Raw genomic sequence first — 13,113 nt, 5'->3', positions numbered from 1 at the left:
TCGGTTGCCGCTGTCGACCGCCGGGGCGGCCTGGGTCAGGAGGCGCGCGGGGCGGCCTGGGTCAGGAGGCGCGCGGGGCGGCGGGGCGGCGCGGGCGACGGGGACGACCCGAGCCCCGGTGCTGGGCACGGGCACCGCCCTGGGCCGGCACCTGGGCCGGCTTCGGCGCGGCGACCGTCACCGGCACGCCCGACGGCACCCGGGCTCCGGTCACCCGGACCAGTTCCTCGTCGCCCGGCCGGACCTGGGCCGACTCCGGCCTGATCCCGGCGGTCGCCATCAGCCGGGCCATGTCCCGGCGCTGGTCCGGCAGGACCAGGGTGACCACGGCGCCCGACTCACCGGCGCGGGCGGTACGCCCACCACGGTGCAGGTAGTCCTTCGCCTCGGTCGGCGGGTCGACGTTCACCACCAGGTCCAGCCCGTCCACGTGGATGCCCCGGGCGGCCACGTCGGTGGCGACCAGGGCGGTCACCTGGCCGTTGCGGAACTGCTCCAGCACCCGGGTCCGCTGCGGCTGCGACTTGCCACCGTGCAGGGCGGCGGCGCGTACGCCACTGGCCAGCAGTTGCCGGGCCAACCGGTCGGCCCGGTGCTTGGTGCCGGTGAAGAGGATCGTCCGGCCCTCACGGGCGGCGATCTGGGTGGTGGTGGCGGCCTTGTCGGCGGCGTCCAGGTGCAGCAGGTGGTGGGTCATCGCGGTGACCGTGGCGGTCCCCGGGTCCACCGAGTGCGACACCGGGTTGTTCAGGAAGCGGCGGACCAGCCGGTCCACCCCCCGGTCCAGGGTGGCCGAGAAGAGCATCCGCTGGCCGTTCGGCGCCACCTGCTCCAGCAGCTTGGTGACCTGCGGCAGGAAGCCCATGTCGGCCATCTGGTCGGCCTCGTCGAGCACGGTGATGCTCACCTGGTCGAGCCGGCAGTCGCCCCGGTTGGTCAGGTCGGCGAGCCGTCCCGGGGTGGCGATGACCACCTCGGCCCCGGCCCGCAGGGCGTCCGCCTGGCGCTGGAGGGAGAGACCGCCGACCACGGTGACGCAGCGCAGGTTGACCGCGCGGGCGTACGGCGCGAGTGCGGTGGTGACCTGCTGGGCCAGTTCACGGGTGGGCACCAGGACCAGCGCCAGCGGCTGTCCCGGGCGGGCCCGACGGCCGGCGGTGCGGGAGAGCAGCGGGAGCCCGAAGGCGAGGGTCTTGCCGGATCCGGTCCGACCCCGGCCGAGTACGTCCCGACCGGCGAGCGAGTCGGGCAGGGTGGCGGACTGGATCGGGAACGGCTCGGTGATGCCGTTCGCGGCCAGTGCGGTTTGCAGCGCGGGTGCCAGCTGGGCGTCGGCGAACGACGCGACGGCACGGCTCATGGATGTGACCTTCCTCGAAACGGCACGTGTCGAGGAAGGTGCCCGTCGGGCACTGCCGCCGGGAGCCGTGGCGGCTCCACCAGCGGTCGCAAGCACGAACCGAGGTAAGAACGCGGATCCGGCCCGCGCCAGCGTGGCGCGGGCCGGTCACGTCACCACGCCCGGCGGGCGTGGCAGGGTCGAACGGTTGTCGCTAACCCCTCAGGCTGGGGGCACGTCGTGACGACGTGCCGCCGGCCAGGGCGTACGCGACAGGATGGGGCAGGGTTCAGAGCGGACGGATGTTCTCGGCCTGCGGGCCCTTCTGGCCCTGGGTCACCTCGAACTCGACCCGCTGGTTCTCGTCCAGGCTCCGGTAGCCGGAGGACTGGATCGCCGAGAAGTGGGCGAAGACGTCGGCGCCGCCGCCGTCCGGGGTGATGAAGCCGAAGCCCTTGTCAGCGTTGAACCACTTGACGGTGCCAATTGCCATTTGTTTCGTCTCCTTGACGGAACGATCGGTCCCGCACTTCTTGCGGGCCGAAGAGAATCGCCCGCGCCCGGTAGGCGCGGATCGGTGTCGCCCCCTGGTCGCCCCGCCCGGAGAACTCCGGACATAACAAAGAGCGCCTGGGTCACAATCCCGCAGGCGCACACAGAGTCTCTGGGAACCAAAACTGCAACCAGCCCAGCATAGCACGGACACCCCGGAAAGGTCATCAAGCCACCGGCAAGGCGGTGATCAGCGCCGCCAGGCCGTCCGCGTCCAGCAGGTCGACCGGACGGACCGTGACACCCTCCCGTACGTAGTGGAAGGCGGCCCGGACCTGCTCCAACGGCACGCCCGCCAGCTCCGCCCAGGCCAACCGGTACGCGGCCAACTGCACCGCCGCGGCGTCCGCCGCCGGCCCCACCGGCAACCGTCCGGTCTTCCAGTCGACCACGTCGAAGCGGCTGCCCGGCCCGGCGAAGACCGCGTCCATCCGTCCCCGCACGACCACTCCGGCGACAACTGTGGCGAACGGCACCTCCACCTCGACCGGCACCCGATCGGCCCACTCGCTGGCGAGGAACCGCTCCCGCAGCTCGGCGAGCGCCTCGTCCGGCGCGGCGTCGGAGTCGGCCGCCCCGGGCAGCTCGTCGATGTCGAGCAGTCGGTCGGCACCGAAGCGCTGCTCCAGCCAGGCGTGGAAGGCGGTGCCCCGCCGGGCGTACGGTTCGGGGCGGCTCGGCATCGGCCGGCGCAACGCGCGGGCCAGCGCGTACGGGTCGCGACGGAGTGCGACCAACTGTGAGACGGAGAGATGGGCCGGGAGGGCGACCTCGATCGGCCCGCTCCGCGCGGCGAGTTCCGCCCGCTCGGCGAGGAGCAGGTCCGTCTCCCGCCGCCACCGCTCGACCTCCGGATCCTCGGCGGCCAGGGTTTCCTCAGCCGGTGCCGGGGCGGGGTCGCCGTCGCTGGACATGTGGCGCCGGACCAGGGCCGCCGCCTCGGCCATCGCCGGCCGCCGGGAGCCGAGCGGGTCCGCCGGCCACTCGGCCCGGACCACCACCTCGGTCGTCGGGTTGGTCGCGTCCCCGGCCGGCTCGGGTGCCCACGCGTCGATCACGTAGCCGTCACCGGCGAGGCAGCGGTCGTACACCTCGCGGAGGAAGACCGACGGGCCCCGGGCCAGCTTCGACCCCTCCCCCCACCAGTAGCCGGAGCAGAGCAGCAGCCGTCGGGGCCGGGTGACCGCCACGTACGCCAGCCGCCGTTCCTCCCGCTCGTCGTGCGCCCGCCACTGCTCGGTGAAGGTGACGAGCGCCTTCGCCACCGCCTTCTGGTCGCCCGCCTCGTCCAACTCCAACGCCGGCAGCCCGTCCGCGTCGCCGCGCAGCGGGAACGGCAGCACACCCAGGCCGAGCAGGTAGTGGTCGGAGTTGCGCACCGGTCCCGGCCAGACCCCACGGGTCAGCCCGGCCACCGCGACCACGTCCCACTCCAGCCCCTTCGCGGCGTGCGCGGTGACGATCTGCACCGCGCCCTCCACGACCTCCAGCTCACCCGGTGCCAGGCCCCGCTCCTCCTCCTCGGCGGCGGCGAGGAAGGCCAGGAAGCCGGAGAGGGAGGCGTTGGTCGAGTCGCCGGAGAACCGGGCCGCCACGTCACCGAGGGCGTCCAGGTGACCCCGGGCCAGGCCGGCGTCGCCGCCCCGGCCGTCCGTACCGGCCCGGACCGCGACCTCCACCTCCAGCCCGATGGTCCGCTCCACGTCCGCCACCAGGTCGGGCAGCGACTGGTCCAGGCGATGCCGCAACAGGCCGAGTTCCAGGCCGTACGCGCGCAGCCGCAGGTAACCCTCGGCCGAGTACGCCTGCGCCGGCCCGAGATCGGCCAGCGCCTCGACCAGGGTCGCGTCGTCCAGCCGGTCGGTGGTGATCTCCGGCTCGTCGTCCTCCCCGGTGCGCGGCAACTCTCGCCGGGCGACGGCGATCGCCCGCGCCCGCTGGTGCAGCGCCACCAGGTCCCGCGGGCCGATCCGCCAACGCGCGCCGGTGAGCAGCCGGAGCAGGGCGGCGCCGTCGGTCGGGTCGGCCAGCACCCGCAGGGTGCAGACCACGTCCCGTACCTCCGGGGTGTCGAGCAGGCCGCCGAGTCCGACCACCTCGACCGGCAGGCCCCGCTCCCGCAACGCCGCCTCGATCGCCGGGATCTGGCTGCGGACCCGGACCAGCACCGCCGTGCTCGGCCGACGCTCGACCGGGATGTGCTCGGGCAGCACGCCCGGCATCCGCGCCGCGCCCCGCCAGGCGGCGAGCACCCCGTCCGCGATCCAGTCGGCCTCCTCCTCGTAGGTGGCGAGCAACGCGCAGTGCACCGTCCCGGCGGCGGCCCCCCGGGCCGTACGGCCGGGAATGGGATCGTCCACCCGCAACGCGGCGGCCAGCTCGCTCACCTGCGCCCCGGCCGCGCGCAGCGGCACCGCGAGCCCGTTCGCGACGCCGAGGATCTCCGGCCGGTTCCGCCAGCTCGTGCTGAGCGTCAGCGTCCGGGCGGCCCGGCCGTCGGAGCCGGCGAACTCGGCCGGGAAGCGGTTCAGGGTGCCGGCGCTCGCGCCGCGCCAGCCGTAGATCGACTGGCACGGGTCGCCGACGGCGGTGACCGGGTGGCCGCCGTAGAGTGCGCGCAGTAACACCACCTGGGCGTGGCTGGTGTCCTGGTACTCGTCGAGCAGCACCACCCGGTAGCGCTCGCGCTCGATCGTGCCGACCTCCGGGTGGTCCCGGGCGACCCGGGCCGCGCGCGCCATCTGGTCGCCGAAGTCCATCGCCTCGAAGTCGTCCTTGCGCTGGTCGTACGCGCGGACCAGGGGCATCAGCTTGAGCCGGATCTGCTGGATCCGCAGTGCCCTGCGTACGTCGGCGTAGATCTTGCCCGGCCGCGCGTTGACCTCGCCGAAGAACCGCCCGGTCCAGGCGGCCAGCTCGTCCGGGGTGACCAGATGTTCGGCCAGCTCACCGGCGAGCGCCAGCACCGCGTCGGTGATCGTGCTCGGCATCCGGTCGACCTCGGACATGTCCCCGTCGTACGTGCGCACCAGCAGGTCGGCGAGCTGCCAGCGGGACGCCTCGGTGAGCAACCGGGTGGAGGGCTCGTAGCCGGCCCGCAGCCCGTGCTCGGTGACGATCCGGGCCGCGTACGAGTGGTACGTCGCCACCGTCGGCTCGCCACCGAACTGGTCCCCGTGCGGGTCCCGCCGGTCCCGGCCGAGCCGCCTGACGAGCTGGTCGAGCCGGGTACGGATCCGGTGCGCGAGTTCCCCGGCCGCCTTGCGGGTGAAGGTGAGCCCGAGCACCTGCTCCGGTTGGACGTACCCGTTGGCGACCAGCCAGACCACCCTCGCGGCCATCGTCTCGGTCTTGCCGGACCCCGCGCCGGCCACCACCAGCAGCGGCTCCACCGGCGCGGCGATGATCGCCGCCTGTTCCCGGGTCGGGGCGTGCAGCCGGAGCAGCTTGGCCAGCTCGACCGGGGTGTAACGCGGTCCGGAGTCGGCTGCCCGCGAGGGCGGTGGCGCCGGCGCGGCGAACAGTGACGACTGGCTCAAGCCTGCTCTCCACGCTGGGTCGGCGGGGTCATCCCGGACCGTCTGGCCGGGGGTTCGACCACCTGCCGTCCCTTGCCGGAGACCGGGCAACTGGTCCGCACCGGGCAGACCCGGCACTTGCTGTTGGCCACGGCGGCGAAGGTCGAGGCCGCCATCGTATCGGCGGTGCGCCGGACCATCGCCCGCGCCCAGTCCGCCTCGTCGCTCCCGCCGACCGGCGCCTGCGCCTGTTCCTTCGCGTCCTTGGTCCCGGTGCCGAGCTGCACCAGCGCCGCCCCGCCGGACTCCTCGCCGAACTCGGCGAACGCGCCCGCCTCCACCGCCGCCTGGTACGCGCCGAGCTGCGGGTGCTCGGCCAACTCGCTCCCGGTCACCGCCGTCGACTTGCCGGTCTTGAGGTCGATCACGACCAGCCGGCCCTCGGCGTCGACTTCGAGCCGGTCCACCCGGCCGGTCAGCTCGATGGGTCGGACCGGGTCGTCCAGCCGGACCGCGAACTCGTGCTCGATGGCGAGCAGCCGGCGCGGGTTGCTGGCGAGCCAGCGGAGCAGCTTGTCGACCATCGCCTCGGCCCGCTGCCGCTCCGGGCCGACCATCCAACGCGCGGCTAGGTCGATCACGTCGAACCGCGCGGTGACGTACTCGATCAGTTGGGACCGGTCCACGCTCGCGTCCTCGGCGAGCATCGCGGCGGCGTGCACCAGGTTGCCGACACCCTGGGCGCCGCTGGCCGGTGCCGCGCCGCCGTGCCGTTCGAGCAGCCAGCGCAGGCTGCACCGGAGCGCGCTCTCCATGGTGGACGGGGTGACCTTGACCGGCTCGCCCTCGTCGACCAGTGGCCGGTCGTCGCTGAGCGCGCGCAGCCCCCACCAGTCGTCCGGATGAGCGCCCGGCACGCCCGCGACGGCGAGCCGGGCGAGCTGGGCCGCCGCCGCCTGTCGGCGCTGGTCGGAGGCGGCCGGGTCGACCACCACGGTACGCAGCTCGGCGACCAGCGCCGGCAGCGTGAGCGCCCGGGGTGGCCGCTCCACCGCCAGCTCGACCGGCTCGTCCGGCTCCGCCCGCTCCTCCGGCCCGTTGCCGCCGCCCGGGTCCGGGTTCGGACCGTTCCCGTTGGTCGAACCGTTCCCGCTCGTCGTGCCGTTGCCGTTGGTCGGGCCGTCGGCTCCGTCGTCCGGGTCGGGCCGGGCACCGGAACCGACCGGCTCCGGTCCGGGGTCGGCGGGCGGCGCCAACTCGTAGAGGAATCGGCTCGGCTGTTCCTCGTGGTCCAACCCGCCGACCGCCGCCGAGGCGACCGCGCTGACCAGCAGCCGACGCCGGGCCCGGGTGGTCGCCACGTAGAAGAGCCGGCGCTCCTCGTCCAGCAGCGCCGAGGTCTGCCCGACCAGACTGGCCGCCAGCCCGGTGCCGTCGCTCCGCCCGGCCAGCACCTCGACCAGCCGCTCCGAACCGAGCAGGCTGCCCCGCAGCCGCAGGTCCGGCCAGGTCCCCTCCTGCACACCGACCACCGCGACCAGGTCCCATTCCAGTCCCTTGGCCGCGTGCGCGGTCAGCAGCCGAACCGCGTCGCCGGGATCGGCGCTGGGCGCCAGGGTGTCCGCCGGCAGGTGCTGACCGAGCACGTGGTCCAGGAAGACCTCGGTACGCGCGCCCGGCAGGCGGTCGACGAATCGCGCCGCCGCGTCGAAGAGCACCACGATCGCGTCGAGGTCCCGGTCGGCCGCGACCGATCGCCACCGGGGCGTGTTCTCCCCCTCGCCGAGACCAGCGCGCCCCCGACTGATCAGGCCGGACCAGCGCTCGGCCAGCCCGCTCGCCTGCCAGACCGCCCAGAGCACCTGCTCGGCGGTGGCACCCGGGGCGGCTGCGGCCGCCCGGGTGGTGGCGAGCAGTCCGGCGACCGCCTGGGCCGGTGCGGCCCACCGGCGCTCGATCGCGGCCAGCTCGGCCGGGTCGCGCAGCGCCTCGACCAACAGCTCGCCCGACGGCCGCCGGTCACCGGCGGCCAGCGCCAGGGCCCGCAGTCCCTGCCGCAGCCGCCGCTCGGCGAGTGGGTCGGCGCCGCCGAGTGGCGAGTGCAGCAGCGCGACCGCCGCCTCCTCGTCCAGCCGGTCCGGCTCCAGGGCGCAGCGGAGCAGCAACAACAGTGGTGCGACCGCCGGTTGCAGGTGCAGCGGCAGGTCCTCCGCGTGCACGACGGTCGGCACCCCGGCCGCCTGCAACGCGCGCTGCAACGACGGAAGTTGCCGGGGCGCCGACCGGACCAGCACCGCCATCCGGGACCACGGCAGCCCGTCGATCAGGTGGGCGGTACGCAGCGCGTGCGCCAGGTACGCCGACTCGCTGGTCGCCGAGCGGAAGGTGCGGACCGAGAGGGCGCCGGGCTCGGCGTCCGGCAACGGGGTCAGTTGCCGGTGCCCGACCGGTCCTCGCAGCCGGCGCGCCACCCGGGCGGTCGCGCCGAGCAGTCCGGCCCCGGCCCGGTAACCGCTGGTCAGCAGGACGGTCCGGGCGATCGCCCCGGAGGCGGTACGGAACCGGTGCGGGAACGCGCCCACCCCGGCCGGGTCGGCGCCCCGGAACGCGTACGTGGACGAGTCGGGGTCGGCGAACGCGACCAGTGGCTTGCCGCCCCCGGCCACCAGGGCGAGCAGTTCGAGCTGGGCGGGGTCGGTGTCGGCGAGCTCGTCGACGTAGACGTACGCCAACCGGTGCCGGACGCCGGCCAGCAGCTCCGGATCGTCGTTGAGCATTCCGCTGGCGGCCCGCACCAGCTCGGCCGGGTCGTACGCGATCGAGCCCCGGCTGGTCGCGTCGCGCAGGGCGAGCACGGCGACGTACTCGCGCAGGAAGCGGGCGGCGGCCGGCCAGTCCGAGCGCCCCAACCGCTCGCCGAGCCGGGCCAGCTCGGCCGGGCCGACGCCCCGCTCGGCGGCCCGCTGCATCAGGTCGCGCAGTTGCTCGGCGAACGCGCGGGTACGCAGCGCCGGCCGCAACTGCTCCGGCCAGCCGACCCGGTCGGCGGGACCGTCCGGCTCGCCGGCACCGTCCTCGCCCACCACGTCGAGCAGTTCCCGGATGATCAGGTCCTGTTCCGGTCCGGTCAACAGCCGCGGTGACGGCTCGCCCCGTTCGGCCGCCGCCCGCCGGAGCAGCCCGTACGCGTACGCGGGAAAGGTGCGTACCAGGGGTTCGTGCATCACCCGGGCGCCGATCCCGGTCACCCGGGCCTCGATCCGGTGCCGCAGTGCGGTGGCGGACCGTCGGCCGAAGGTCAGCACCAGGATCTGTTCCGGGTCGGTCCCCTCGACCACCCGGGCGACCACCGACTCGACCAGGGTGCTGGTCTTGCCGGTGCCCGGACCGCCGAGTACGAGCAGCGGCCCGTCCGTGTGCGCGACCACCTCCCGTTGCCGGGGATCGTCGATCCGCGCCGGCACGGCCTCGGCCGGCCGACGGACCAGCCGGTACGCCTGCACGCCGCCCATCACACCATGCCACCCCGACGACCCCGGTAAGGAAGGGCCCCTTGTTATCGCTTTTGGTTGTACAAGGGGCCCTTCCTAACCGAAGAACTCAGGCGAGGCGGGCCTCGATCGCGTCCAGCGCGGCCGGCACCGAGTCGACCACCACCAGCAGGTCCAGCGCGGGCCTGCGGGCGAAGGTGCCGGGGGCGAGCCCGGTCAACCAGTCGACCAGGCCGGTGTAGAAGCCGTCCTGGTCGAGCAGGACCACCGGCTTGTGGTGCAGGGAGAGGGTGGCCATCGTCCAGACCTCGAAGAGCTCGTCCAGGGTGCCGAGTCCACCGGGCAGGGTGAGGAAGGCGTCCGACTTGTCGATCATCGCGGTCTTCCGGCTGGCCATGCTGTCGGTGATCACCAGCTCGTCGGCGTGCCGGTCGGCGACCTCCAGGTCCACCAGCGCCTGCGGGATGATGCCGAGCGTGTGCCCGCCGGCCGCCCGCGCGCCGTCCGCCACCGCGCCCATCATGCCGACGCAGCCGCCGCCGGAGACCAGGGTGTGGCCGCGCCGGGCCAGTTCACCGCCGGTCACCGTGGCCAGGTCGAGCCAGCGCTGGTCGAGCGTACGGGAGGAGGCACAGAAGACACAGATCGCGGCCATCGGCTCAGTCCTCCCGACGAGTGGTGGAAGCCGCCTGCTGGTCCGCCCCCGCCTGGGCGATGGCCGACTCCTGAAGCGCTTCCTGTTCCGCGGCGAGTGCCGCGTCCGCATCGATGATATGCCCGACGGCGGCGGCCACATCATCGGTGACCAGTATCAATTCCAGATCGGCCGCCCCGATCTTGCCGGTCGCGGCCAGGGTGTCGCGCAGCCACGCCAGCAGTCCGCTCCAGTACGCCGCACCCATCAGCACCACCGGGAACCGGGTGACCTTGCCGGTCTGCACCAGGGTGAGCGCCTCGAAGAGTTCGTCGAGGGTGCCGAAGCCACCGGGCAGGACGACAAACGCCTGGGCGTACTTGACGAACATGGTCTTGCGGGCGAAGAAGTAACGGAAGTCGATCGCCATGTCGACCCAGTCGTTGATGCCCTGTTCGAACGGCAGCTCGATGCCGAGACCGACGGAGAGGCCCCCGGCCTCGGTGGCGCCCCGGTTGGCCGCCTCCATCACGCCGGGTCCGCCGCCGGTGATCACGGCGTAACCGGCCCCGGCGAGGGCGGCGCCCAACTCCTCGGCCAGCTTGCACTCGTCGCTGTCCGGCAGGCTGCGCGCCGAGCCGAAGACGCTGACCGCGGGTGGCAGGTCGGCCAGGGTGTCGAAGCCCTCGACGAACTCGGAGAGGATCCGCAGCGCCCGCCAGGCGTCCTTGGTCTTCCAGTCGCCCCGGGTACGGGAGTCGAGCAGGCGCTGGTCGGCGGTACTCGTCGGAATGGCGTCCCGACGCAGGGTGACCCCGCCACCGTGCCGCTCCGGCCCACGGGCCCTGCCGCTTCGTCCCTTGCTGTGGCTCATGCGCTCCACGGTAGTGGGACCGCCCAGCGCCGTACGCGAGTCACCCCGGCGCCGACAAAAGTACGGCGATCAAGTCCTTGAGCGGGAAAGTGTGGCGATCAGCGCAACCGAATGCGCCTCCGATGCGTCTTACTATTCACATACGAGGTATGCACGGGGTCCGGCAGCGCCGTCGGACACCTTTGGGGGGAGGCGCAACCGTGATCAATAACAACGAGATCATCCGACAGCGGCGCCAAATGCACCAGCGAATCCGCGCCGTGGTGGCCGAGCGCCGGCTGGCCCGGCAGCGGGATCTGCCCGACGACGACACGTTCGACCATTCGGCCGTCGCCGCCGAGAGCCCCGGCGGCCCCGGCGAGGCGAGCTGACCGGCACGTCCCGCACCCGCTCACCCCGCCTGCCCGCACCCGCTGACCCGCCCGCCGGCCCCGCCGGCCCGGTCCGGTCAGGCCGGCGCGAGCCAGCGGTGCAGCGTCGCGGCGCCGTCGCGGATCTTCCCGATCTCGACGTGCTCGTCGGGCGCGTGGGCCAGGTTCGGGTCACCGGGCCCGAAGTTGAGCGCCGGGATTCCGAGCGCGGCGAACCGGGCCACGTCGGTCCAGCCCAGCTTCGCCACCGGCTCCTCGCCGACCGCCGCCAGGAACTCCCGGGCCGGCGGCGAGGTCAGGCCGGGCAGTGCCCCGGCGGCCACGTCGACCAGGGTCACCTCCAGACCGGCGAAGACCTCTCGTACGTGCCGCTCCGCCTCTTCCGGCGACCGGTCCGGCGCGAACCGGAAGTTGACCTCGATCTCGCACCGGTCCGGCACCACGTTGCCGGCCACCCCACCGTGGATGCCGACCGCGTTCAGCCCCTCCCGGTAGACGCAGCCGTCGATGGTGACCGTCCGGGCCTGGTACTCGGCCAGCCGGTCGAGTGCCGCACCGGCCGCGTGGATCGCGTTCACCCCGCGCCAGGAGCGGGCCGAGTGCGCCCGCCGACCGGTGGTCGTCACGATCGCCCGCAGGGTGCCCTGGCAACCCGCCTCGACCACGCCGTACGTCGGTTCCAGCAGCACCGCGAAGTCGGCGGTCAGCCACTCCGGGTGCACCTGGGCGACCAGGTTCAGCCCGTTGTAGCGGCTGTCGATCTCCTCGGCCTCGTAGAACAGGTACGTCACGTCGTACCGGGGCTCGGCCAGGGTGGTCGCCAGGTGCAGGGCGTACGCAACGCCGGACTTCATGTCCGAGGTGCCGCAGCCGTAGATCAGGTCGCCGTCCTGGGTCGACGGGAAGTTGTCGTTCAACGGCACGGTGTCCAGGTGCCCGGCCAGCACCACCCGCTGCTCCCGCCCCAGCTCGGTACGGGCCATCACCGTGTTCTGGTGCCGCCGCACGTCCAGGTACGGAACCGTCCGCAGCACCTCCTCGACGTGGTGCGCGATCTCCTTCTCGTTGAGCGAGACGGACTCGATGTCGACCAGTGCGCGGGTCAGCGCGACCGGATCGGCCAACACCTCGGGGGTCAGCGGGTTCTCCATGTTCGGCACGGTACCGTCAAGATTATGCGGGCGCGGACCGAGCTGACGAGCTGTGCTGTCCGTGACTCGTCGGCCCCGAGTTCGCCACCGGCCGACCCTTCGCGCGCGACAATCGGCGCAGGCCCGACGGCTGCCGCCAGCGCGGGGCCGGACCGGAACCCAAGACACGAAGGATGACTCAGTGACGACCGCGCAGCCCGCCTGGGGTATCGGACTGGCCACCATCACCGCCGAGGGGCAGGTGCTCGACACCTGGTACCCGACCGGCAAGCTCGGCCTGGGCGCCCTGCCGCTGGTGCCGGGCGAGGAGCAGGCGGACGTACTCGACCTGCCGCCGGGCGCGGTCGGTGAGCGGGCACTGCCCGGTCTGCGTACCGTGGTGGTGATCACGGAAATCGGCTCGCTGGCCGACCCGATCAAGGACGCCTCCGACGCGTACCTGCGGTTGCACCTGCTCTCCCACCGCCTGGTCCGGCCCAACGAGCTCAACCTCGACGGCATCTTCGGGCAGTTGGCGAACGTCGCCTGGACCTCGGCCGGGCCGTGCCCGCCGGACCGGGTGGACGAGCTGCGGGTGATCGAGCGCGCCGCCGGCCGCCACCTGGCCGTGTACGGGGTGGACAAGTTCCCCCGGATGACCGACTACGTGGTCCCGTCCGGGGTCCGGATCGCCGACGCCGACCGGGTCCGGCTCGGCGCCCACCTGGCCCCCGGCACCACGGTCATGCACGAGGGGTTCTGCAACTTCAACGCCGGCACGCTCGGCACCTCGATGGTGGAGGGGCGGATCGTGGCCGGGGTGGTGGTCGGCGACGGCTCGGACGTCGGTGCCGGCGCCTCGATCATGGGCACGCTCTCCGGCGGCGGCACCGAGAAGGTCCGCATCGGCGAGCGCAGCCTGCTCGGCGCGAACGCCGGGATCGGCATCTCGCTCGGCGACGACTGCGTGGTCGAGGCCGGCTGCTACATCACCGCCGGGTCCAAGATCACCCTGCCGGACGGGACCGTGGTCAAGGCCCGTGAACTCTCCGGCGTGGCCGGGCTGCTGTTCTGGCGCAACTCGCTCACCGGCGCGCTGGAGGCCCGGCCGCGGACCGGGCACGGGATCGAACTCAACGCCGCCCTGCACGCTAACGACTGAAAGGGTACGGGTGCCGACCGCACGCGGCCGGCACCCGTTCCC

At 73.5% G+C, this 13,113-nt stretch carries 9 protein-coding genes; 2 read left to right on the top strand and 7 right to left on the bottom strand.

Annotated elements, in window-relative coordinates:
* Positions 1 to 61 precede the first annotated feature (61 nt).
* From ACI2K4_RS21700 to ACI2K4_RS21675, 6 genes are all read right to left on the bottom strand, one after another.
* On the bottom strand, positions 62 to 1,360 hold the full coding sequence (locus ACI2K4_RS21700) for a DEAD/DEAH box helicase (RefSeq protein WP_404513578.1): 1,299 nt from the start codon (positions 1,358 to 1,360) through the stop codon (positions 62 to 64).
* Between the two features lie 268 nt (positions 1,361 to 1,628).
* On the bottom strand, positions 1,629 to 1,832 hold the full coding sequence (locus tag ACI2K4_RS21695; RefSeq protein WP_007464836.1) for a cold-shock protein: 204 nt from the start codon (positions 1,830 to 1,832) through the stop codon (positions 1,629 to 1,631).
* A gap of 226 nt (positions 1,833 to 2,058) precedes the next feature.
* Entirely contained in the window at positions 2,059 to 5,430 is a 3,372-nt protein-coding gene (locus ACI2K4_RS21690; protein WP_404513576.1) for a UvrD-helicase domain-containing protein, read from the bottom strand.
* Positions 5,427 to 8,912, bottom strand: a complete 3,486-nt coding sequence (locus ACI2K4_RS21685; protein ID WP_404514059.1) for an ATP-dependent helicase — start codon at positions 8,910 to 8,912, stop codon at positions 5,427 to 5,429. Before ACI2K4_RS21685 ends, ACI2K4_RS21690 begins: the two co-directional genes overlap by 4 nt.
* A 97-nt stretch (positions 8,913 to 9,009) precedes the next feature.
* Positions 9,010 to 9,555: a TIGR00730 family Rossman fold protein gene (locus tag ACI2K4_RS21680; RefSeq protein WP_404513574.1), complete on the bottom strand. Its 546-nt coding sequence runs from the start codon at positions 9,553 to 9,555 to the stop codon at positions 9,010 to 9,012.
* Positions 9,556 to 9,559: 4 nt separating this feature from the next.
* Complete coding sequence (locus ACI2K4_RS21675) at positions 9,560 to 10,408, bottom strand: TIGR00730 family Rossman fold protein (protein ID WP_404513572.1); 849 nt, start codon at positions 10,406 to 10,408, stop codon at positions 9,560 to 9,562.
* Between the two features lie 200 nt (positions 10,409 to 10,608).
* On the opposite strand from ACI2K4_RS21675, the gene ACI2K4_RS21670 reads away from it, so the two are divergent.
* Positions 10,609 to 10,779, top strand: coding sequence for a hypothetical protein (locus ACI2K4_RS21670; protein WP_404513570.1), 171 nt, complete (start codon positions 10,609 to 10,611; stop codon positions 10,777 to 10,779).
* A gap of 77 nt (positions 10,780 to 10,856) precedes the next feature.
* Here ACI2K4_RS21670 and dapE read toward each other — a convergent pair whose 3' ends face one another.
* A complete protein-coding gene (dapE, locus tag ACI2K4_RS21665; protein ID WP_404513568.1) occupies positions 10,857 to 11,930 on the bottom strand; it encodes a succinyl-diaminopimelate desuccinylase in 1,074 nt (357 codons plus the stop codon).
* 181 nt (positions 11,931 to 12,111) lie between these two features.
* Between dapE and dapD the strand changes: the two genes are divergently transcribed.
* Positions 12,112 to 13,071, top strand: coding sequence for a 2,3,4,5-tetrahydropyridine-2,6-dicarboxylate N-succinyltransferase (dapD, locus tag ACI2K4_RS21660; protein ID WP_404513566.1), 960 nt, complete (start codon positions 12,112 to 12,114; stop codon positions 13,069 to 13,071).
* The last annotated feature ends 42 nt before the right edge of the window (positions 13,072 to 13,113 follow it).

Source organism: Micromonospora sp. NPDC050397, assembly GCF_044901685.1.
In the GTDB taxonomy this organism is placed as follows: Bacteria; Actinomycetota; Actinomycetes; order Mycobacteriales; family Micromonosporaceae; genus Micromonospora_G.
The sequence above is the reverse complement of the archived record's forward strand: the minus strand, read 5'-3'. Positions and strand labels throughout refer to the sequence as shown.

Excerpts from the sequence above, each read along its gene's own strand:
- ACI2K4_RS21700 (WP_404513578.1), bottom strand. The coding sequence starts at position 1,360 with ATGAGCCGTGCCGTCGCGTCGTTCGCCGACGCCCAGCTGGCACCCGCG.
- ACI2K4_RS21695 (WP_007464836.1), bottom strand. The coding sequence starts at position 1,832 with ATGGCAATTGGCACCGTCAAGTGGTTCAACGCTGACAAGGGCTTCGGC.
- ACI2K4_RS21680 (WP_404513574.1), bottom strand. The coding sequence starts at position 9,555 with ATGGCCGCGATCTGTGTCTTCTGTGCCTCCTCCCGTACGCTCGACCAG.
- ACI2K4_RS21675 (WP_404513572.1), bottom strand. The coding sequence starts at position 10,408 with ATGAGCCACAGCAAGGGACGAAGCGGCAGGGCCCGTGGGCCGGAGCGG.
- dapE (WP_404513568.1), bottom strand. The coding sequence starts at position 11,930 with ATGGAGAACCCGCTGACCCCCGAGGTGTTGGCCGATCCGGTCGCGCTG.